The following is a 21,195-nucleotide window of genomic DNA, read 5'->3' on the forward strand; positions in this document are numbered from 1 at the left end:
GGAGCTCAAAGACGGCAAGCTGGTCGCCTACCCGGACGACGAATGGAACTCCTGGCGCAACGCGAAGAAGGACGAGGTCGACCCCAAGAACCACTTCGTCTGCGTGCAGAGCGTCGTCGCCGATGGCCAGGATCGGCTCTGGGTCGTCGACGCGGCCGCGCCGGCGATGGGGGCCGTCGTCAAGGATGGCGCCAAGCTCGTCGGCATCGACCTGAAGACCAACACGGTCGTGAAGACCATTCCCTTCGACACCAGCACCGTGATGCAGGCATCGTATATCAACGACGTACGCATCTCGCCCGACGGCAAGACGGCGTTTCTGACCGATTCCGGTGCCGAGGGCGCATTGATCGTCGTCGACATCGACAGCGGCTCGGCCAAACGCGTCCTGTCCGGCCATCCCACGACTATTCCGGACAAGTCGGTGACCGTGACCTACGACGGCAAGCCGCTGCGTCGTCCGGACGGTCGCGGCGTCGAATTCTCTGCCGATGGCATCGCTCTCTCTCCCGACGGCAAGACGCTGTACTGGCAGGCCATCAAGGGCAAGACGCTCTACGGCATCCCCACCGATGCCCTGACCGGCTGGGCGACGGCGTCGTTCGTCCCCGAGTTGCTAAGCGATAGGACGCTCGGATCCAAGATCGTCACAGTCGGTGAGAACGGGCCGGCCGACGGCCTCTTAGTCTCGAAGAAGGACGGACGCATGTATGTGTCCTCACCGCAGGACAACGCGGTGAAGGTGCGTGATCTTTCCGGGACGAATTCCGGACTGACCACCCTGGTCCAGGATCCGCAACTACGCTGGCCGGACACGTTCTCTGAAGGGCCGGACGGCACGATCTACGTGACCACGTCGCACATTCAGGACTCGGCCGACTACAAGCCGGGCGCGCCCATCACCCTTCCGACCGAACTCTGGGCGATCAAGCCCGGCCAGGATTAGCTCCCCGGGCCACGGGCTCGCGGTAACGGAAGGAAATCGATTAGGCGCCTGCAACACGCTCCGCCGCGTTGGCTGCCTTCTTTCGCGCTCGTTCCTCGGCCTCGTCAACGGCATCCATCGCGTCATCGAGACGCTCGGCCCTGCCGCGGGTCTCGCAGCGTTGGCGAAGTTCGTCGAGTTCTTCGTCGGTAAGGTGCTCGATGCCGATGTAGCGGTTCTGGGCCGCGCTAGCGCGGATCAACTCGTCGAGCTTGGCTTGAGCGGTGGCACCGTGGCGATTTTAGAGTTCTGCGACGATCTGCGTGCTGCGCTGCTCGGTAAGACCGGAGAGGGCAACTTCTCAAGGGTCTGAGCTCAGCCTGTCCTTAGCATCATTGTGGTTTCCTGAACCGACTGTCTGCTTCTTGCTGGCCAGATGCCAAAAGCAGTCGTTCTGCTTCCGGCCAAATACTGCCGGCCGCTTTGCGCCCATCTCGGCCATCTTGGGCTACCGATCTGATGCTCCAAAGCGGACATTGAGTTCCGCCGGCAGATAACTGGGTTGGGTGGTTTTCGGTCTGCCCTCGCGCACGTAGCCAGACGAAAACAATGATCCTTTGGGCCATTGAGCGATCGGATGCCTGACCCTCGCACCGTTTCAGTTGCAGCAGTATCCGCTTGTGCGACAGTAGCAGCCTGAGGCTGTTATCGCAATTTTGAAAGCGACGTTTCGGGGTTATTCCGTCGTCCTCTCCGGATTCTCCCTGATAGGTCTTGATCGCGACCTCTCATAATCTCATGGCCCATTGTTGGATGTCTGCCATGAAAACATTGAGACTGATGACGCACGCCGGCGTCGTCTACAGGCGCTGCATCTACAATGGAGGGCGAGATTTCCGCAGGGCTGGCCGGGGCATTTATGCCGGCGGCCGAGGCTTCCACGGAGGTGGTCGTGGCTTTTACGGAGGTGGCCCCCTCGCGCGAAAGGTCCGGCGCTCCACTTGCCTGACCCGATTGGGGACCTGAAGTAAATCTCGGAGGAACGATCGTGGCACGCGCCAAGACCATTGCGAACCACAGTTTGCCAGGAGGTCTAACGGCAAGCACGGCCCACTCGACCGCCTCGCCGCCGAAATCTGGCAAGCCGCTTCCGACGGTCCCGCGAACACCGGGCCTCTGGGGCCAGCGCCGAGCCTGAATGTGCGATGCGCGGGTATGACCTTCTTGCAGCGTTGCTTGCCGCGAGCCTCGCCACGTCGACAAGCGTAGCAGGTGCGATTCCGTCTCGGGCGCGCATCCATGTCGTCTACACGCCGCCGAAGTCACCGCCGTTCCGCTCAATCTACGACGCCATGCGTCAGCACCGTGTCCTGGAGCGTGTCGGGGCCATTGTCGGCCTTGTGCGTCTGCCGACCCGCCTGACCTACCGGCTGAAGGAATGCACGGGCGAACTCAACGCTTGGTACGCTCCCGAAAGCCAGAGCGTCACCGTCTGCTACGAGTTGATCGATAGCATCGTCAAAAGTGCTCCCCAGACGAAGTCGCCGGCGGGTGTAGCGCGCCAGGACGCCATTCGAGGACCGATCTTCCAGATCCTGCTCCACGAGAGCAGTCACGCCCTCTTCGACCTTCTCGAAGTGCCGATCCTTGGACGCGAGGAGGATGCCGCCGACCAAGTCGCCTCCCTTATCCTGCTACATCTCGGGCCGACCGACACCCGCATGGTGGTCAAGGGTGGCGGCTATTACTTCGCGACGGTGGCCAAGGACGAGGCCGCCGACAAGGGTGCCTTCGCGGACGTGCACGGCTTCTCCTGGCAGCGCTTCTACAACCTCGCCTGCCTCGCATATGGTTCCGACAGGAAACGCTACCGGACCATCGTGAACAACGGTTACCTGCCTAAGGAGCGCGCCGAGGGCTGCGAGGAGGAATATCAGCAGGTCGCGTTCGCCTTCCGGAAGCTCATCGGCCCCCATCTGCGCATGCGCCCGAGCGGCGGCGCGCGGCTGCGGCGCGCCCTCCGCTCCGCCTTCAGGTCATGAGGTGATTGCCAATCCGTGGCCTTAGCGTGAGCTGATCCCCGTTGAGATCGAAGTTAATTCAAAATGTCGGTGAACCGCGAGGCGGGATGCAACAGTTGGCTTCTGCGGCAACGATGGGCGGGTTGAGCGATGGCAGGGCTTGATTTTGAATAGATGCTGGAGTTTCAGCGGTCTCGCTTCGGAAGGCGATGACGCTATACTTAAGTGTCTCGCCGTCGGCCGCCGACCAATTGCCTTCCCGGCCAAACAGGGAGCTGGCCAAAGCCGTTGTGGAGCGCGCGAGCGGAGCGTCCTCTTTGGAGGCCTGTCGGGCAGCCTCCGGCATGCGGGACAGCCAAACCCGTAGCGCATCGTAAGTTGCGCACTCATCACCACTTGGTGCGATGTGACAAAGCTCCTTGTATGCCCAGATTTCCGACGCACGCCTTGCGTCGCGTGACCGGCGCACCGATGTCGCGATCGATTTTCTGGAGATCAGGAGAACGACAGCGAGCGCTCCCAGAACCAGGAGCGTGATAACCGCGAGCGTCGAAGCATTCAGGCGATCTTGCGCGGTCCGCGCCTTCGCCGCGGTCAAGCTCCCGGCCACTGCGACGTGCGTGCCGGCGAGCGTCTCGGTGCGGGCTTCGTGGCTGGCGAGATTCCACCAGGATTGTTTGAGCTCGGGAAGGTCGTAAGCTCCCGGTTTCTCAAAGACATACGTCACCGTGTCGATACGCGACCCCACGACCTCGCCGCGATTGATGCGGTCGAGGGAGCGCGGCGGGTCGACGTAGAGCCTGACGCCGCTCGGCGCTGCGAAGACGAGGTCGGCCATACCCATGGCGGGCATGCCGCTCGCCTCTCGTCGGATCGTCCGAACGAGCGCGTCGCCGATCTTGAGGTGGGCCTGTTTCGAATCCTGCGACCAGGCTTGCGTCACGGTGAGATTCGTCGTCGCGATGACGGGCTGCGACGTGTCGAGGCCCGGTGGGAGGGCGACGGCGACGTGCTGCACATCGCCTTTGGCTCCGCCGACGACGTCGCCCGAGGCGTCGAGGAGTGTCACGTCCGCACCAGGCACATCGATGACGCCGCCGCGGCGGGGAAAGACGACGAATTCGAAGCGCTGCCCGACATAGGCGCGGTCGTCGATGCGATCGCCGATGGTAACGCCCTGACTCTCGAGGCGGAGGATCTGCGCGCCGGGCGCGTCGCCGACGCCGATCCGCGGCGGCCGCGGCATCGCTTCGGGAAAAAGCACGTCGACGAGCAGGCGAACGGGTTGGCCGACGATGACGCCATTCTCGGGATCGAGCTTTGTCCGGACGACGACCTGCGGTGTCTCGGCCTGAACCCCGCTTGCTGTGGCAAGCGCAAGAAATACCAGCGCGAGCGCGATCGATGCCCAGGCCCGGCTCACGGTTTCACCTCCGGCTGATGCGATGGCTCCTGGCGCGAGGCCGATTGGAGCTGATAGGCGAACTTCACCCTGAGGAAATCGGCCGGCTTGGTCTGCACGCGCCTGAGCCACATCGCGCGAACGGCGTCGTCAGAGAGGGGCTTGCGCTCGCCTTCGACGGTCGTATCGGTGCCCCCCTTTTTTGTCTTGTCGAACACGATTTCGTCGGGCTTGGAATCCGTGTTGCCCGTCTCACCGCCCTGCTGCCTGACGCGCTCGGCCCGGATGCGCGCGAGTTCGCGGTTGGCAGTCGCGTCGGGCCAGTCCGGGCGCAGTTGCAGCGCGCGGTCGTAGCGCTTCACGGCATCTTCGTATTTGCCGAGCATGATCAACGCATTGCCCTGATCGAAGGCGCCCTCTGAGGTGTCGAGCCCGCCGAAGACCTGGGCGGCCAGCTTGAACTCGCCGGCGCGAAAAAGAGCCACGCCGCGCCGAAGCGGATCGCGAAAGGCCGCCGCCGCCTCCCCGGGCCTGTCGCGCTCCATCAGTGCTTGCCCGCGCTGATCGGCGGTGAGGAAGAGACTGCGCCAGCCGACCCGGCCGCCTGCGACGATCAAACCGAGCAGCACAGCCACCATCAGAACAACGGGGGCGACCCAGGGAGGAGCGACGCGCCGGCTCATGCCAGGACCCAGCCCCGACGGAACCACAGCAATGTGAGCAGAGCGAGAATCGGCGTGAGCCAATACCCCGCTTCGCGCCAATGCTGCCCTTCGCCGGCGACCTCCTCCGTGCGCGCCGCGCGGTCGAGGCGGCGCGCGATCGCGTCGATGTCGGACTGATCGACTGTCGTCGCAATGAGACGGCCGCGAATGGCCCGCGCCGCTTCGTCGAGCGTTTCGAGTGGCTGATCCGGCGGCAGAAGCGACAGCATCGTCACCGGGTGTGCGAGCTTGATCGTCTCGAGGGGGCCGAGTTCCTCGGCAGCCACGCCATCGGTCATCACGAGGATCGAGCCGACTTGGCCGCCGGCCGCGAGCACGCGGTCCGCGATGGCCAAAGCCTGGGCGAGATCATCGCCCTCCTTCGGCATGATCTCGGGCGCGAGCGCCTGCGCGAGATGGCCGATGACGCCGGTATCGGGCGTCGGCGGCAGCACCATATGTGCGGAGCCGGAATAGGCGATCAGTCCCGCCGACGCGCCCTCGCGGATCGCGAGCAAGTCCGAGAGCTTCTCCCGTGCACGGTCGAGTCTGGTCGGCGCCAGGTCGGGTTTCGTCATCGACGGCGACACCTTGAGCACGATGACGACGGGCGGCTTGGCATCTGCGAAGGGTGATGGCTCCCGCTGCCAGGCGGGGCCGGCGACGGCGATGCTTGCCAGCAGCCATGCGAACAGCAGCAGACCGTTCGGATTGACCCGGGCATACCCTGCCTGGCCGAGAAGCAGGTGCCGCAGCAACTCCGGATCGATCACGCCCTGCCATCGCGCCCCGCCATCGAGGAGACGCCGTGCCAGGAACCAGAAGGCTGCTGCCAGCACTAGCAGCAGCAGCCAGAGCGGCCGCTCGAAATGGAACGCTGCGAGGGCTCCGCTCATGGCGCGAGCCTCGGGATCGACAGCGGAGCGTTGCGGGCGGAGCCGGCATGCCAATGCGCAAGCAGGCGAGCAGCCTGCGCGACGAGCGAGAGCAGCAGCGCAGCCGCGAGCGGCACCCAATAGACGTCCCGCTTCGGGCGGAACGTCACGGTGTCGGTCCTTCGCGTCTCGATTGCGTTGAGGCGATCGTAGATCTGCGCGAGTTGCGCGCGGTCGAGCGCGCGATAGAAGCCGCCGCCCGTCGCGCTCGCGACCTTGGTCAGGGCGGCCTCGTCGAGCTTGTCCTCGCCGATCGTCGTCGGATCGCCGATCGCGACAGTGTGGATCACGATCCCCCTATCCTCCGCGACGGCTGCGGCCTCGGCCGGGGGCACCTTGCTTGCCGTGTCGTTGCCGTCTGTCAGCGCGATGATCGTCTTCGCCTGCACGGTGCTCTTGTCGAACAGGCCGATGCCGAGACCGATCGCGTCGCCGAAAGCCGTGCGCGGACCGGCCATCCCGACGACCGTACCGCGCAGGAGCTCCCTGCACAGATCGAGATCGGTCGTGAAGGGGACGAGGGCGAAAGGCGCATCGCCGAAAACGACAATGCCTGCCCGATCGCCCTTACGCTGCGCCAGGAACTCGTCGAGCACCTGCTTGACCGCCGTCAGCCTGTCGACGGTGCGGCCCGAGGCGTCGACGAAGTCGGCGGCGTCCATCGAGCTGGACAGATCGACGAGAAGGAGGAGGTCGCGGGTCGGCTGGTCGCGATGGAGCGGCGGCTCGATCCATTGCGGCCGCGTGAGCGCGGCGAGAACGAAACACCAGCTTACGATCAGCGTCGCCAGACCGAGCCAGCCTCGTGGCCGGACAACGCCACCTTGGCGTGGGCGTTGGCCGCTCAGGGCGACCAGCCGGTCGAAGAACGGCACGCGAAGACTCGCACGTCGATCGGAATGCGGCGGCAGCAGCCACCAGATCGCGAGCGGCAACGGGGCGAGCAGGACGAGCCACGGATAGGCGAAGGACAGCACGGTCAGGTCTCCCCCAACCGTTGAGGCGCCTGGTGCGTGCGGACCCAGAGTCTTGCCTGCGCGATCAACGCCGTCAGTTCGACGGCAGGGACATCGTGCTGGCGGCCGCACGCCTCGGACAGGAGCGTTTCAGCCCGGCTCGCCGTGGACCCTTTCATCCCGTTTCGTGCGAGAAACGCGGCCCAGGCCCGACCACTCAAGGCGGCCACGTCCGGCCTGGGATAGGCGACGAGCGCGGTGCGCTTCAGGATGGCCGAGACCTGTGCAACGACGGCTTGGTCGGCCTGCGACATCGTACCCGCGACGCCATCGAGCTCTTTCAACGCCGCACGGCGATACGCGTCGGCGCGATAGCGCCGGAGCGCTCGCCAAGCGAACACCGCCAGCATCGCCAGGAACCCGGCCGCCACGATCCACACGCCCGGCGCTGGCGGCCAGAACGGCACCGGCGGTGGAATCGCCAGATCCCGGAGGCGCGCCAGACTGCCGGGGTCTTCGGTCATCGCCGCCCACCTCCGACAGAGGCGAGTTGCGTCGCTGTGCGCTTGCCGATCAGTTCGCGCAATTGCTGGGCGACGTCTCGGTCCGTCGAAATCGGCAGCGTGGGAATGGCGCGCCTGCGGGACAGCGCGTTCAGGCGTTCCCGCCAGGCAGCGCGCTGCTGCGCATAGCGATCGCGCAAGCTGGCGGACGCGCAATCGACCTCGATCTGCGCATCGCCCCCGCTGAACACGGCAGCGCCGATGTCCGGCAACGCATGCTCGAGGGGATCGCTGATCGGAATCGCCAGGACATCGTTATGCGCCGTGAGACGCGTGACGAGGCGCGTGGTCTCTTCATTTTCGCCCGTCACGTCGGTGATCAGGCAGACGAGCCAGTCATGCGTCGCCGACCGGGCCGCGCGCGCGAGCGCCGCATTGAGTTGGTTGTCGGCATCGGCCGACGAGGCGGCAGCGGTGAGCGTCTGGTTCTGGCGGACGACTTCCGCGATGACGCGCACGGCCCCGGCATCACGCCCCTGCGGCCGAACCTCGACCATCTCCGTATCACCGAACACGATCGCCCCGACGCGGTCGCCGAGAGAAGTGACACGCCAGGCCGCGAGCGCCGCAACCTCCGCTGCCGCCACCGATTTCATCGCCCGGCGGCTGCCGAAGAACATCGAGCGACGCTGATCGACGAGCAGCAGAACCGGACGGTCACGCTCCTCCGAATAGACCCGGACGTGCGGGCTGCCGCGTCGCGCCGTGGCCAGCCAGTCGATGGTGCGGGTGTCGTCGCCTTCGAAGTAGTGGCGCAACTCCTCGAAATTGAGCCCGCGCCCGCGAAGGCGCGAGGCGTGCCGCCCTGCGAGCAGGCTGTGCACCGGCTGTCTCGGCAAGAAGCTGAAGCCCTTGGCGCGATGCTTGAGCCGCAACAGGTCGTCGAGTGCAACGAAGGCGCGCGCCACCGGCGCTGGTCCCGCTTCGGTTTCTCTCCGTGGTCTGAGCTGCGCCATCGCTCGCCCCGGGTCAGACAGCAACAGCGACTTGTCGGACGACCTCGTCGAGGACGTCGTCCGCAACGAGTCCATCGGCGCCAGCCTCGTAGCTCAGCGAGACGCGGTGCCTGAGGCAGTCATGGACGATGGCCTGCACATCCTCGGGCGTGGCGTAGTCGCGCCCCTGCAGCCAGGCATAGGTCCGCGCGCAGCGATCGAGGGCGAGCGAGCCGCGCGGGCTCGCCCCGATCGCGACCCAGCGTCCGAGCTTGTCGCCGAATTCCGCCGGCCGACGCGTCGCCGCGACGAGCGCGACCATGTAATTCTCGACCACGTCCTTGGTCAGCACGCGGTCGATCTCTGCGCGCGCGTCGAAGATCACCTGCTGGCCGATCTTGACGGGCTTCGGCGCCGAGGCCCCAGACGCCGCCTGCTCTGAGCGGACGAGATGGAGGACCTTCACCTCGTCAGCATCCGAGGGATAATCGATGCGGACATGCATCAGGAAGCGGTCCATCTGCGCCTCTGGCAGCGGGTAGGTACCTTCCTGCTCGATCGGGTTCTGGGTCGCGAGCACCATGAAGAGCGGCGGCAGATCGTAGCGTTTACCCGCCACGGTGACGTGGCGTTCCTCCATCGCCTCGAGCAGCGCGGACTGCACCTTGGCGGGCGCGCGGTTGATCTCGTCGGCGAGCACAAGGTTGCCGAAGACCGGCCCTTTGCGAAACTCGAACTGTCCGTCGCTGCGCAGAATCTCGCCGCCGGTCACGTCCGAGGGCAACAGGTCCGGTGTGAACTGGATGCGGCTGAACTCGGATTCGAGGTTCTTCGACAGGCTTTTGATCGCCCGCGTCTTGGCGAGGCCGGGAAGGCCTTCGAGCAGCACGTTTCCGTTGGCGAGCAGCGCGATAATCAGCCGCTCGACGACGCGCGCCTGGCCGATGATGTTCTGGTTGATGCGCGCTTCGAGATCGCGGATGACGTCCCGTGCGCTCGACCCGGCGGTGGTGTCCATGCGAGCCTTCCCGGTGCCTGTCAGGCGACCTTGCGGATGACGGGAGGCGTCCAGGACCCATCCAGGATGGCCTCTTTGCCCCAGTAGGCGCGGATGTAGAGTGAGAAGCGTCCGTCAGGCGACGGGAGCCAGTTCGCCTCCATGTCGCTGCCTGGAGATTTGGCACCCGCATAGAGCGTCAACGCGCCGTCGGCGTTACGCTTGAGAGTCTTGTTCTTCGTGCCGAGTGAATAACGCTTGAGATCATTCGCGTGAAAAAGATGCTTATCGTTGTACAGCGTCAGTGACCAGAAGCCGTTGACTGGCGGCTCCTGTCCCGCCGCGAAGGTCACTTCGCAAGTGTTTTTACCCAAGAGTTCTCTGCCTGCGTCATCGAAATCTGTATAAAAATACTGCGTTTCGTTCGGGCGGTTGTCGAACATGTTCGACTTCGAGGTACCGGTCCGATTAAAATAGTCGATGCCCCATTGCGCATTGTTAGTCGAACGATTCCAGCCATTGCCCGCCGGTCGGCCGTTGTGTTTCCATTCGAAGAATTTGTGAATGACGGTCTTGTCGGTTTCTACAGCCGTCTCGACGAGGACCTTCTTCAATTCAGTATCTTTAGATGCGGCATCAAGCATCTGGCGAAACTGAGCATACATCGCTTCTTCGCCCGGCAGTGGATCGACGATGCGTATTGCCTCATCGAATTCGTCGAAGAACTTTTCGGGGATCACCCACTTCGTTTCTTCACCGCTCGATTTCGGGCCGGGAATATCTGGGACCTTGCCCCATTCGATCGTCTTCATCGTCCCAGTGAAATCCTTCAGCGGGTAGACGACGATCTGGTTCAGCGCCGGCTGGATCGCCTTGCGATCCTCGGGGGTGTCGTCTTGGAACACCCGTGGGATCGCATTGGCCAGGGAGGTGGAGCAACGGACGACTTCTGTAATGCCGGCGGCCTTGTCCCCGCTCCATCTCGGACCGACCAGCAGATAGAACCCAGGTTTTGTCCCGTAAGGCTTACCGATCTTGCCGAACTGGTCGGTCCGGGCGTCATACAGGGCATAGACCCAGAAGCGGCTGCCGAATTCCGGCACCTGCACCACGACCGGTTCCTCGTCCAATTCGAAGAACCCGAGCCCATAGACCACGTCCTGGTTTGGGCAGGTCACGAAGGTTTCCGACGGCTCGATGTAATCGGCAAGCATGGCGATCTGGCCACGCGGTGCGGCGGGAAGGACGCCGTTGAGATGACCGGGGAATGGGGCACGCGTGATTGCGGCCTTGCGGTTCATCATGTTGACGATCGGCCAGCCCCAGACATAGGCCATCTGCGCGATGGTTCGCGCATAGTCCGGGTGCATGACGATGCCGGAAGCCGGCTGCGTGAGCCCGGATGCGGGAGCAGCAGAGCTATTTTCCGTGGGCGCTGCGTTGGCTGTGACCGCAGTGGCAGACACCGCAATCGCGGCGGGCGCTCCCGCCCGCGCGCCTGCTGCCGCGAGCGAAGCCACGCCGAGACCACCTTTCATAGCGTCGCGTCGGCTGATCTTGAGATCGGTATCCGGAGAAGAAACCATCGCGTGCTCCTCTTCCAATCCAAAAGTCGGGGCTGTGTTGATTAGGTTCGGGCGTCTCTTCGGACCTCAATCGACTTTCACGACGTCATCTGGCTTCCAGGTCTGATCGAAGAATTCGACCCCGGTACCGTAGAGGCGCAACGCGACCAGGAAATTCCGACCGCCGACAGTCTGAATGAAATTCGAGTCTGGCGCTGCGGCCGGCCTGTTCGGACCGAACCAGAGATCGACGGAACCGTCGCTGTTGGTGGCGACCTTGTTGAATCCGTTGATCGACGGCAGCAGCTGCGGCGCTTCCACCATCGTCCCGTCGGTGATGTTGTAGGCAGTGACGGCCCAGAACAGAGCGGCCGGCGGGTTAGGCGGCAGGTGCAGCTTGTAGCTGTTCGAGCCGTTGAGGAACTCGCCCTTGGCATCTCTGAAGGTGAACGGATACTTGGACCCGGCCCCGAGCGTGCGCATCACCATGGCCGAAGCCGAGGAGAAGGCGATCTGGAAGTAGCTCGCCCGCTGGTTCACGTCGAGGTAGCTGTCCTGCATCCATTCGGACGTGCCGGCGGCCCAAGTGTTCTGGTATTGCCGATCCCTGTAATAGAGTTGCCGGTCGTCGGGCCTGCCGAGTTGCCGGAGGGCGAGGATCATCTTGGGCGCCGTCTCCACGGCCTTGTTCAACAGCTCTTTCTGCTTCGCGGTCGGATTGAAGGGCTGCCCCTTGATGATGCCGATCGAAGCCAGCACGCCGCGCAGTTCTGGATCAGTCGCCGAGACCGGCTCGTAGTCGATGAACGCCTTGAGCTTGGTCCAGAATGAGTTGTCGACCGGGTACATCATATTGATGCGCTTGCCGCTGGCGTTCGGAAACTCCATCGGCTTGACGTCCTTCTCGGGCGTCCAGAGCGGATAGACGCGCGTATGCTCCGCGAGCGCGACCGCCGGCTTCGGGTCGGGGCCGTTTTCACCCTTCGCCATGATCGTGCGGAAGAACAGGAAGACGTTGTAGGTCTTCGATTTGAAAGCGAAGTAACCTTGCGGGATCTTGCCATCGTAGTCCGGCGGCAAGAGCAGATAGAGACCGCCGCGCGCCCGGTCCGGCCCGATCAGCCCGACATCGGTGATCGTGCGCTGGAAGAAGTCGGTGAACATGCCGATGACACTGTGGGGTGCGGCAACGACCAGCGGTCCCGTTTCCTTCAAATCGAGATAGCTCATCGAATAGATGACGTCGGCATTGGGCGTCGGCACCCAGGTCCGCGAATCCATTCGATCCTTCCAGATCGGCAGGATGTTGTAGCCTTTGCCGAATATGGCCTCTGAGCCGTCACGTATGCCGATCGTGTTCAGCGCGGGCAGCATGGTCATGTAGGCGTGAATGGCGCGCTGATAGTAAAGTTCGTCGCGGAGCGCCTCGGCCTCGTTTGTCGGCAGCCAGTTTCCGTTGTTGATTTGCTTGACGAGCGGCGGCGCCTCCTGCGCCGTCACTGGCGGAGATGACATCAGCAAAATCGAGACTATAGCTGCGAATAGAGACTTTGCCGTCATAATCGACTCCCGATTCAATCATTCAAATTGTCTTGGTTGATTTTCAGCTCCATTTTGTCCGTACTGGAAAGTTACCAATTTTGACATCGTCAGTGTCATCGTCCCTTTTGGAATACTGGCGGTCAGATCGCACTCAATCTTTGCTCACCGGTTGCGGCTGAGGAAATTTCCAGGTTCCGTTCAGAACATCTTCGCGCGGTCGATAGAGGCGGACCGTGTAGTTCCAGCCGGGATCGATGGGCAGGCAGTTCGGGATCTTGCCGTCGCAGCCGCCGAACTGCACATCGACCGCACCGTCCGCCGCCTTTGTCGCGGTGAGGTTGTTGATCGAATAGGCGTTGGACGGGTTCTCTTGGAAGAACCCCTTGGCGTTGTAGCGGCTGATCGACCAGAACCCGTTGACGGGCACGTCCGCAGGGACGTGGAGCATGTAGACGGTCTTGCCGTCGTTCTCCTTAGGCGTGACGCTGAGATAGGTCGCTTCTTTATCCGGATTGCCGCCCCAGCCCGCTGCCGCGCCGATCAGGAACCGGATCGGATCGACATCCGCTCGCGATCCGAAGGCGTGCGTGAAATTCGGCAGGGTCGAGGCGAGGACCAGGAGCGCCTCCCGGACCTTCTTGTGGCTCTCGGCATCCCAAACCGTCGGCTCGAACCTGCCGGGGCCTCCGGGCTGCTGGATCTTGATGCTGTCCTGCAGCCGGTGGACCTCGTCGAGATCGCCCGGCTTCTCGGGGTCGGCCAGGGTGCGCACGATCGCCGCCATGTAACGCGTGCCGATCTTATCCTTGTCGAGGGTGTTGCGTCCCATGCCGTAGACAACCTGATGCGTGTACTGGTCCTGATCGACTATTTGCAGAGACATGAATCGCTTGCCCGTATCGGGAAGCGTGATCGTCACCGACCCGGCATCGAGATCGAACACGCCGAACGAATAGAGCGTGTCGCGGTTCATGCGGATGACGATCTGCTTGTCGATCGGCGTCGGCTCTCGATTGTGGGCGAACTTTCCAAATCCGCCGTCATGGGCCGTCTTTGCAAAATAGATATCTGTCTCCGCACGTGAAAAATTATCGGGCGTGACTTTGTTTGTAGTCTGCGCAAGTGCCGAAGGCATGATCGCCGCTATGGCAATAACCGCCATCACCGGAGTTTTCATTGTGTTCACCTCCAGCAAGGAAACCTTCAGAACGGGTTGATGTAGTTGAGGATCGCCGTCTGTCGCAGCACCACTTGCCGGATGACATGGGCTGCCCTGACGTGGTCGGTGTAGATCGCTGCGAGACCCGTGCTGCCGGCAGGCAAGCGCCGGGCGATGCTCTGGTCGTCGAGCCTGATCCTGACGACAAACGGGGCCGCCTGGACTTCGCTCGGCGCGACGGCGAGGCCGCCCGGCTGCGCCTGGCCGGTCGCAATGGCCTGGATCACGGTTTCGACGCGGCCGGTGAAGATCTCGCCGGGCGCCCCCTTGAAGGTCACCTCGGCGAGCTGGCCTGGCTCGATGTAGCGGGCATAGATCTGGGCGATCTCGACGCCGATGATGGTCTCGCCGGTATCGATGAAGGCCATGGCCGGGGCCTGCGTCGTCACCCGCGCGCCGGCGCGCAGGGCGAGGTTGGTGACGTAGCCCTCAGTAGGCGCTCGCACGGTGGTCTGATCGAGTTCCCATTGCGCGTTGCCGAGCTGGGCCTTGGTGCGCACGACATCCGTGTTCACGCCCTCGACCTGCGATGCCAAAGCAAGGCGCGCACTGGTCTCCTGCGCCTTAGCCGCGTTGAGCTGCGCGTTCAGGGTGTCGACTTGCCGCTGCTCGTCCTGGACGCGGAACTCGCTGGTGGCGCTGCTCTTGGCGAGCCGGACCATGTCGTCCCGTCTCTGTTCGGCGAAGCCGAGTTGCGCCTGCACGGCCTTCAGATTGGCGCTCGCCGCGTCGAGGCTGGACTTGAGCTGCTCGGCCTTCTGCTCGGCCGCGACCACCTGTGCCTGCAGGTCCTTGACCGAGTATGCGAACGGCGCCGGATCGATGCGGAACAACACGTCGCCCGCCTTGAGCGGCAGGTTCGCCTGCACTGGAACGGCGACGACCTGGCCCGAGACGTTGGGCACGATCTGCACCGAGTTGCGGATTACGGCGACCGGGCCAGATGGCGCGCCCCAGCCCATCGGGATGAACAGGCCGACCAGCAGCAACACGAGTACTAGGACCGGCGAGATCTTCCAGAACAGGTTGAGCCGCACGAAGCCGAGCCAGACGAACAGCGCGAGGAGTGCGATATAGGCGTTGAGCAGGACGACGATCATGCCCGCGCCCCCGCCTTGGCCGGCACGTCGACATAGGCCCAGATCAGCACCAGCGGCCAGAACACGAAGCCGAAGATCAGGGTCGCCCAGCTCCCGACCGCGACGGCCTCGGCCCAGGGGTGCCCACGCTTCTTTGCGATCCGCCCCGGGATCATGCCGAGCGCGACGAAGACCGCGACCAGCGTCACGATCAGGACGACGAGAACGATCCAGGCGAAGACGTCGATGAAGGACATGTTCGTCATCCTTCGTGCAGGTCGAGACCTTATGTCGGTCGCACGGTTCCATGCGGCGGCGGCAACGGCTTTGAAGCCTCGCGGCGTTCAAAGCCGCAGCTTGAGACCATCACCAGCGTCGGACGACCGCGCGGCGGCGAACCACTACGCGTGGCCCGACCACGCCGCGGCGCACGACAACGCCGCGCCGCACGACGGGGCCGCGTCGGACTCCCACAGCGCCGTTGGGGCCGACGCAGCCGGCTCGAAAGACGCCTGCCGCGCAGACCACGGCATTCGCCTCGGTTGGCGTGAAGGCGAGAACCCCGAAGACCAGCGCAAATGCGGATAAGGTGCGCTTCATGTCGCTGCTCCTTGAAATGTTTTCACAACGCCCCCTTCGGCTCGAAAGCGAAAACGCGTTTCCAGTCGCGCTTCATGTCGACGACGGTCCAGCCGCGCAGACGGGCCTCTTCCAGGGCCTTGTCGAGCTTGCCGACATGTGAGGCACGGTCGTAGGCCCATTCCCTCTCGGCGTCGGTGTGATGGAGGAGTGCCGCCAGCCGGGGGGCACTGCCGGCGCCCGTCCATTCGAGCATCTGCTGGTCGCCGTCTGAATTGCCGAATGCCAGGATCGGCCGGCGTCCAATGAAGCGGTTGATGCCAACGGGTTTGCCTGGCCCGTCATCGACGAATTCGACTTTGGGCTGCTTCACCAGTTCGGGCTTGCCGTCGGCGAGTAGCCGGAAATTCACGAGCCCCGAAGAGCCGACCACCTGCTCCGGCGGGATGCCATAGGCGCGCTCGGCGAAGACGCGCATGAACTCGACCCCTCCGCCTGAGACGATGAATGTCTTGAAGCCGTTCGCGCGCAGATAGGCGAGCAGTTCGAGTTGCGGCTGGTAGACCAGCCTGTCATAGGGCTGCCCGAACCGGGGATCGCGGGCGCTCTGCAGCCATTCGGCGACGGTTGCGGCAAAGGCGTCCGTCGTCATGCCGGCATGTGTGGCCGCGAGGAGATCGAGAAGGCCCTTCTCGCCCGCCGCCGCGAGTGCTTCACGGTCCTCCTCGATCACGGCCATGAAGGGCTGCGTCTCGCGCCAGTCCGGATGCGAGGCGGCGAGCGTCTTGATCCGGTCGAAGACGAAAGCTTCCTGGAAATACATAGGCTGCTCGGCCCAGAGCGTGCCGTCATTGTCGAAGACGGCAATGCGTTGAGCCGGCGCCACGAAATCCGGTCCGCCTTCTTGGGTGACACGCGCGACGAAGTCGAGGATCGCAAGCTTCGGCGCAGAGTCGTTCCAGGAGGTAAGCGGATCGGATTGCGCGAAGGCCTGCCGCCCGCTCACGAAGCCAAGAGCGCCAAGCATGCACAGCGTACGGCGCGAGGGTCCAGAATGTCCCGGCATGAGCTCGACACGTCCGTTGGGATCCGGCCGGCGGGAGGACCGGCCGGATCGCGCCCGCTACTTCGCGACGGAATTCAAGTTCCGCTGCAACTGCTCGACCATCTGGTCGATGCTGAAGCTCGATGGGCGTTGGCTCGGCGGATAGTCCTTGAAGGTCTGCAGGAAGACGCCGACCTCCGCGAGCGCACCGTAGAGCAGCCCAACATTCGACAGCTGCCAGTCCCAGTACGTATTCGAGGTGATGTCTGCCCGTTCGTAGGGGTCCGCGCGCAGATCGAAGAGTTTCGGCACCCGCAATTTCGTGAAGGGCTCCGCCCAGATGATCATCGTCCCCTTCGCGCGCTGTTCCTCGAAGACCATCTTCCAGTTCTCGTGGCGCAGGGCCACGATGTCGCCGTCATCGTTGAAATAGATGAATTGTTTTCTGGCGCCTCTTTCTTGCTGGCCCGTCAGGTAGGGAAGTTGATTGAAGCCGTCGAGATGGACCTTGAACGATTTGCTTCCGGCTTGGTGTCCCTTGAGTAGTTTATCTTTGATGTCGGATTCACCAGCCGCCGCCAAAAGGGTCGGCATCCAGTCGAGTCCGCTGATCATCTCGTTCGAAACCGAACCTGCCTGGATCTTGCTGGGCCATCGGATCAAGCACGGGACCCGGAAGGCGCCTTCCCAGTTGGTGTTCTTCTCGCTGCGGAACGGTGTCGTGCCGGCATCTGGCCAGCTGTTCTGGTGGGGGCCGTTGTCGGTCGTGTAGATCACGATGGTGTCGTCGGTGATCCCGAGATCGTCGACGGCCTTGAGGATCGTACCGATGACGGCGTCGTGTTCGATCATGCCGTCGGCATATTCCGTGCGCGCCGTGAGCCCGGGCGGTCCACGGTGCGACTCGCGCACATGGGTGCGGAAATGCATCCGGGTCGAGTTGTACCAGCAGAAGAACGGCTTGTTGGCGCGCTTCTGACGCTGAATGAAGTCGATCGCCGCAGCGGAAGTCTCGTCGTCGATCGTTTCCATACGCTTCTTTGTCAGCGGTCCAGAATCCTCGATCTTCCCGTCAGCCGATGACTTGATCACGCCGCGCGGGCCAAATTTCTTACGGTATTCGGGGTTCTGCGGGTAGGTCCGCGCCTCGGGCTCTTCTTCCGCGTTGAGGTGGTAGAGATTTCCGAAGAATTCGTCGAAGCCGTGGTTCGTCGGAAGGTATTCGTCTCGGTCACCGAGGTGGTTCTTGCCGAACTGGCCCGTCGCGTAGCCGAGCGGCTTGAGAAGTTCCGCGATCGTCGCATCGCGCGCCTGAAGGCCGACTGTCGCGCCAGGGATGCCGACTTTCGCCAGACCCGTGCGCAAGGTGCATTGCCCGGTGATGAAGGTCGACCGCCCGGCCGTGCAGCTCTGCTCGGCGTAATAGTCGGTAAACATCATGCCTTCCTTGGCGAGGCGATCGATGTTCGGGGTGCGGTAGCCCATCAGGCCGAAGGAATAGGCGCTGACATTGGTCTGGCCGATATCGTCACCGAAAATGACGAGGATGTTCGGTGGCTTGCCAGACGATGATGCTTTCGGAGCGGCCGGTTGTGGCTGCGTTTGCGCTTGGGGTTGCTGCGCCTGTGCGCTCGTCCCAATGGTCGCCGCCATCGCGGTGCCTGCGAGAAGCAACTTTCGACGACTCAGCGCGCTGTTCGTCGCGTCCCCGTGTTTGACGCTGACCCGTTCATCACTCATCACGTGGTCCTCCCTCTGCTGACGCATCGAAAGCCGACATGGCTGGTGGACGTGTCGACCGGCTCGGCATGGCGGGCAGCGGGCCGGTAGCGGCGGCAATAGCTCGGCGCGCAGAGATGCGAGCCGCCCTTGATCACCTTGCGCGGGATGCGGATCTGCGGCTGTCCGGGATCGAAGCTCGCCTCTTCGGGGGCTCCGCGCGGGTTCTTGGGAATGCAGCAGGCTTTGGCCGCTTCGCCCTCATGCCTTGGGGCGTACCAGTCGCTGGTCCATTCCCAGGTGTTGCCGATCATGTCGGCGAGGCCGTAGCCGTTGGGCGGGAAGCTGCCGATCGGCGTCGTGCGCTTGTAGGCTCGTGGCGACAGGTTCTCGTGGGGGAAGGCGCCCACCCAGGTATTCGCCATCTGCCGGCCCTCCGGCATGAAGTCGTCACCCCAGGCGTATTCGGCATCCTCGAGGCCGCCGCGCGCGGCGAATTCCCATTCGGCCTCGGTGGGCAACTGCTTCCGGGCCCAGCGCGCATAGGCCTCCGCATCGCGGTAAGCGACATGCACGACCGGATGGTCGTCGAGCCCCTTGATCGTGCTGCCCGGCCCGTAGGGCTTGCGCCAGGTCGCTCCGAACCGGAAAGACCACCACTGCGAGAAGTCGCCGAGATCGACCGGATGGGTCGGCGGCGCGAAGACGAGTGAGCCTGCGCGCAGCATATGCGGCAAAGCTCCGGGGTAGTCCTTCGCGTCTGGCGCGACCTCGGCGAAAGTGACGTGTCCGGTCGCTTCGACGAAAGCCCGGAACTGGCGATTGGTGACGGGCGCTCGGTCGATCCAGAATCCATCGATGCTGACGCGGTGCACCGGTGCCTCTTCCGGATAGTGCTGGTCCGATCCCATCCGGAACGTGCCACCGCGAATGAGGACCATGTCGGAATCGGGTTCGGCCGGCAGCACGGGCCGATCGAGGACAGGCGCAGTGACCATCCGTCGTTCCTTCCAAGACCCATGAGTTTGCCCGCCGACCCTGGTCGGATCGGTGACCTCGAGGCCGCACAACCGCTCGTGCGGTCTTCGCGGAATGCCTCAGCTCACTCGGCGGGTGCGACGGGCGGCATGCCGGTCACGAGCGCCGAGGGTTGGTCGCTGACCCACCGGTACAGGATCCCGCCGAGGATCCCGCCGAGGATCGGCGCGATCCAGAACAGCCAGAGCTGCGCGATGGCCCAGCCGCCGACGAACAGGGCCGGCCCGGTGCTGCGTGCCGGATTGACCGAGAGGTTGGTGATCGGGATGCCGACGAGATGCACCAGCGTCAGGCAGAGCCCGATGGCCAAGGGCGCGAAGCCCACCGGAGCTTTGCCGTGGGTTGCGCCCATGATGACGAACAGGAACATCATCGTCAGCACAACCTCGGCCAGGAGGCACGAGATCAGTCCGTAATGGCCGGGCGAGTGCTCGCCGTAGCCATTGGCGGCGAAGCCCTTCGCCAAGTCAAAGTCGGGCGCCCCAGTCGCGATGGCATAGAGGAGCGTCGCCGCGACGACGCTACCGATGACCTGGGAGATCACGTAGGCAGGAATGTCGTGGGTCGGGAAGCGCCCACCGGCCGCAAGGCCGCACGTCACAGCAGGATTGAGGTGGCAACCCGAGACGTGGCCAATGGCATAGGCCATGGTGACCACGGTTAGGCCGAAGGCGAGAGAAACCCCGACCAGGCCGATGCCGACCTGCGGAAAGCCGGCGGCGATGACGGCGCTCCCGCAACCCGCGAAGGTCAGCCAGAAGGTGCCGATAGCTTCAGCAGCACACTTGTGGATATCCATGAAGCCTCCTGCTGCGTTCAGGTTGGGTTGCTGTCCCAGAATCCTGTGTTCGAGCGGAATTGGTGGTTAGACAGTAATCGCCGCGCTACGAGCACGACCGTGTCGTTTGGCAGGCCGGCGATGATTGCGCCGGGTTGGAGCGGCGCTATGCGCGCCGGCTCAACCGCGGTGGAATCAGTGTTGCAACGTTCGCCGGGCGCGGTGGGCCATAACGGATACGCATCGCCATCTCCGCATTCCGATGAAGTCCGGGCGAAGTCAGTCATGACCGACGCGAAAATTCCAGACGTCGATCTCCGGCGACTTTAGGCGGCGATTCGAGCCCAAACTATCGGGCGAAACCCCGATTGAAATTAGGTATTCACCTGAGCTTCGTGCGGAAATGCCCCTAGGGCTCGACCAGCTTGTTCCGCACGGCGTACCGAACCAGGGCCGCCGTCGTCTCCAGGCTGAGCTTGTGCATAGCGGAAGAGCGGTGGGTCTCGACTGTTTTCAGGCTGATGGCGAGCACTGCGCTGACTTGCTTGCTCGAGTGCCCTTCAGCGATGAGCTGCACCACCTCGCGTTCGCGGCAGGTCAGCGTGTCGAGCTGAGAGCTCTCGCCTGGGTGAGCCAGATAGTGGGTGAGCAACGCCTCGTTCACGCGGCCCGTGAAATAGGGCTGATGGCGGGCCAGGGCCTCGACGGCAGCGATCAGGTGCTGGTCGGCGTCTGATTTCAGAAGGTACCCGCGGGCACCGGCACCGAGAACGTCGCGCACCAGGGCATCGCTCTCGTGCATGGTGTAAACCAGCACTTCGGTCCTTGCACTAGCCTCCTTGATACGCTTGGTCAGCTGAGATCCGTTCATCGCAGGTAGCGAGTAGTCGATCACAGCCACGTCGGGCTTGTGGAGAACGGCAAGGTCGATGGCTTCGACCCCGGTACCCGCTTCGGCAATGACCTCGAAGCCGGCATGCGCCTCCAGGATGGCCCGAACACCACGTCGGACGGCGGTGTGATCGTCGACGATCAGGATGCTCACAGTCACGAGATGACCTCCCGCGCGGCGCCCGGGCATGACGATCGCCCGCTGTCCCCGGATGGGTAACGGGTTCGCGTGAGCAGACTCCCTTGGCGCGCCGTCGCACAAGTCCGCATGTGCCCGCTACAGTTTCTGCGCTCGCAGAGGG

Annotated in this window: 21 protein-coding genes and 1 pseudogene; 3 read left to right on the forward strand and 19 right to left on the reverse strand. The window is 63.8% G+C overall.

Annotated elements, in window-relative coordinates:
- Positions 1-946, forward strand: a 946-nt coding sequence (locus HCU64_RS06105; RefSeq protein WP_233382953.1) for a major royal jelly family protein, incomplete at its 5' end; no start/stop codon positions are given.
- Positions 947-986: 40 nt separating this feature from the next.
- On the opposite strand, the pseudogene HCU64_RS06110 reads toward HCU64_RS06105, so the two are convergent.
- Positions 987-1,226, reverse strand: a pseudogene (locus tag HCU64_RS06110) (low affinity iron permease family protein); the annotation flags it as partial.
- Between the two features lie 904 nt (positions 1,227-2,130).
- On the opposite strand from HCU64_RS06110, the gene HCU64_RS06115 reads away from it, so the two are divergent.
- Positions 2,131-2,967, forward strand: coding sequence for a DUF4344 domain-containing metallopeptidase (locus HCU64_RS06115; RefSeq protein ID WP_233382954.1), 837 nt, complete (start codon positions 2,131-2,133; stop codon positions 2,965-2,967).
- A gap of 58 nt (positions 2,968-3,025) precedes the next feature.
- Here the strand turns inward: HCU64_RS06115 and HCU64_RS06120 are convergent, their stop codons facing one another.
- Positions 3,026-3,964, reverse strand: coding sequence for a hypothetical protein (locus HCU64_RS06120; protein WP_233382955.1), 939 nt, complete (start codon positions 3,962-3,964; stop codon positions 3,026-3,028).
- Between HCU64_RS06120 and HCU64_RS06125 the strand changes: the two genes are divergently transcribed.
- The gene (locus HCU64_RS06125; protein ID WP_233382956.1) at positions 3,956-4,387 is read left to right on the forward strand and encodes a hypothetical protein; all 432 of its coding nucleotides are present in this window, start codon (positions 3,956-3,958) and stop codon (positions 4,385-4,387) included. The two genes, HCU64_RS06120 and HCU64_RS06125, sit on opposite strands and share 9 nt — an antisense overlap.
- On the opposite strand, the gene HCU64_RS06130 is transcribed toward HCU64_RS06125, so the two are convergent.
- The 17 genes from HCU64_RS06130 to HCU64_RS06210 form a co-directional block, all read right to left on the reverse strand.
- Positions 4,366-5,031 carry a tetratricopeptide repeat protein gene (locus tag HCU64_RS06130; protein ID WP_233382957.1) on the reverse strand — a complete coding sequence of 222 codons (666 nt, stop codon included), beginning with the start codon at positions 5,029-5,031 and terminating at the stop codon, positions 4,366-4,368. The genes HCU64_RS06125 and HCU64_RS06130 overlap by 22 nt on opposite strands.
- Positions 5,028-5,948 carry a vWA domain-containing protein gene (locus tag HCU64_RS06135; protein ID WP_233382958.1) on the reverse strand — a complete coding sequence of 307 codons (921 nt, stop codon included), beginning with the start codon at positions 5,946-5,948 and terminating at the stop codon, positions 5,028-5,030. The genes HCU64_RS06130 and HCU64_RS06135 overlap by 4 nt, the downstream gene beginning before the upstream one ends.
- Positions 5,945-6,964 (reverse strand): VWA domain-containing protein, encoded by a 1,020-nt coding sequence (locus tag HCU64_RS06140; RefSeq protein WP_233382959.1) that lies wholly within the window; start codon positions 6,962-6,964, stop codon positions 5,945-5,947. The genes HCU64_RS06135 and HCU64_RS06140 overlap by 4 nt, the downstream gene beginning before the upstream one ends.
- Before the next feature lie 2 nt (positions 6,965-6,966).
- Positions 6,967-7,467, reverse strand: coding sequence for a DUF4381 domain-containing protein (locus HCU64_RS06145; RefSeq protein ID WP_233382960.1), 501 nt, complete (start codon positions 7,465-7,467; stop codon positions 6,967-6,969).
- Entirely contained in the window at positions 7,464-8,414 is a 951-nt protein-coding gene (locus HCU64_RS06150) for a DUF58 domain-containing protein (protein WP_233382961.1), read from the reverse strand. The genes HCU64_RS06145 and HCU64_RS06150 overlap by 4 nt, the downstream gene beginning before the upstream one ends.
- A 61-nt stretch (positions 8,415-8,475) precedes the next feature.
- The gene (locus HCU64_RS06155) at positions 8,476-9,459 is read right to left on the reverse strand and encodes an AAA family ATPase (protein ID WP_233382962.1); all 984 of its coding nucleotides are present in this window, start codon (positions 9,457-9,459) and stop codon (positions 8,476-8,478) included.
- A gap of 20 nt (positions 9,460-9,479) precedes the next feature.
- On the reverse strand, positions 9,480-11,024 hold the full coding sequence (locus tag HCU64_RS06160) for a DUF1254 domain-containing protein (protein WP_233382963.1): 1,545 nt from the start codon (positions 11,022-11,024) through the stop codon (positions 9,480-9,482).
- Positions 11,025-11,090: 66 nt separating this feature from the next.
- Positions 11,091-12,518 carry a DUF1254 domain-containing protein gene (locus HCU64_RS06165; RefSeq protein ID WP_233382964.1) on the reverse strand — a complete coding sequence of 476 codons (1,428 nt, stop codon included), beginning with the start codon at positions 12,516-12,518 and terminating at the stop codon, positions 11,091-11,093.
- Positions 12,519-12,696: 178 nt separating this feature from the next.
- Positions 12,697-13,722 (reverse strand): DUF1254 domain-containing protein, encoded by a 1,026-nt coding sequence (locus tag HCU64_RS06170; RefSeq protein WP_325169958.1) that lies wholly within the window; start codon positions 13,720-13,722, stop codon positions 12,697-12,699.
- A gap of 26 nt (positions 13,723-13,748) precedes the next feature.
- Complete coding sequence (locus HCU64_RS06175) at positions 13,749-14,864, reverse strand: HlyD family secretion protein (RefSeq protein ID WP_233382965.1); 1,116 nt, start codon at positions 14,862-14,864, stop codon at positions 13,749-13,751.
- The gene (locus tag HCU64_RS06180; RefSeq protein WP_233382966.1) at positions 14,861-15,100 is read right to left on the reverse strand and encodes a DUF3302 domain-containing protein; all 240 of its coding nucleotides are present in this window, start codon (positions 15,098-15,100) and stop codon (positions 14,861-14,863) included. The genes HCU64_RS06175 and HCU64_RS06180 overlap by 4 nt, the downstream gene beginning before the upstream one ends.
- A 109-nt stretch (positions 15,101-15,209) precedes the next feature.
- Entirely contained in the window at positions 15,210-15,443 is a 234-nt protein-coding gene (locus HCU64_RS06185; RefSeq protein WP_233382967.1) for a hypothetical protein, read from the reverse strand.
- Between the two features lie 22 nt (positions 15,444-15,465).
- Positions 15,466-16,449 carry an HAD family hydrolase gene (locus HCU64_RS06190; RefSeq protein WP_233383645.1) on the reverse strand — a complete coding sequence of 328 codons (984 nt, stop codon included), beginning with the start codon at positions 16,447-16,449 and terminating at the stop codon, positions 15,466-15,468.
- Positions 16,450-16,545: 96 nt separating this feature from the next.
- A complete protein-coding gene (locus HCU64_RS06195; RefSeq protein WP_233382968.1) occupies positions 16,546-18,207 on the reverse strand; it encodes an arylsulfatase in 1,662 nt (553 codons plus the stop codon).
- A complete protein-coding gene (locus HCU64_RS06200; RefSeq protein WP_233382969.1) occupies positions 18,207-19,184 on the reverse strand; it encodes a formylglycine-generating enzyme family protein in 978 nt (325 codons plus the stop codon). Before HCU64_RS06200 ends, HCU64_RS06195 begins: the two co-directional genes overlap by 1 nt.
- Positions 19,185-19,288: 104 nt before the next feature.
- Positions 19,289-20,023, reverse strand: coding sequence for an aquaporin Z (gene aqpZ, locus HCU64_RS06205; RefSeq protein ID WP_183505266.1), 735 nt, complete (start codon positions 20,021-20,023; stop codon positions 19,289-19,291).
- 388 nt (positions 20,024-20,411) lie between these two features.
- Entirely contained in the window at positions 20,412-21,053 is a 642-nt protein-coding gene (locus HCU64_RS06210) for a response regulator (RefSeq protein ID WP_233382970.1), read from the reverse strand.
- Positions 21,054-21,195: the final 142 nt, after the last annotated feature.

Source organism: Methylobacterium sp. C25, from assembly GCF_021352225.1.
Classification (GTDB): Bacteria; Pseudomonadota; Alphaproteobacteria; order Rhizobiales; family Beijerinckiaceae; genus Methylobacterium.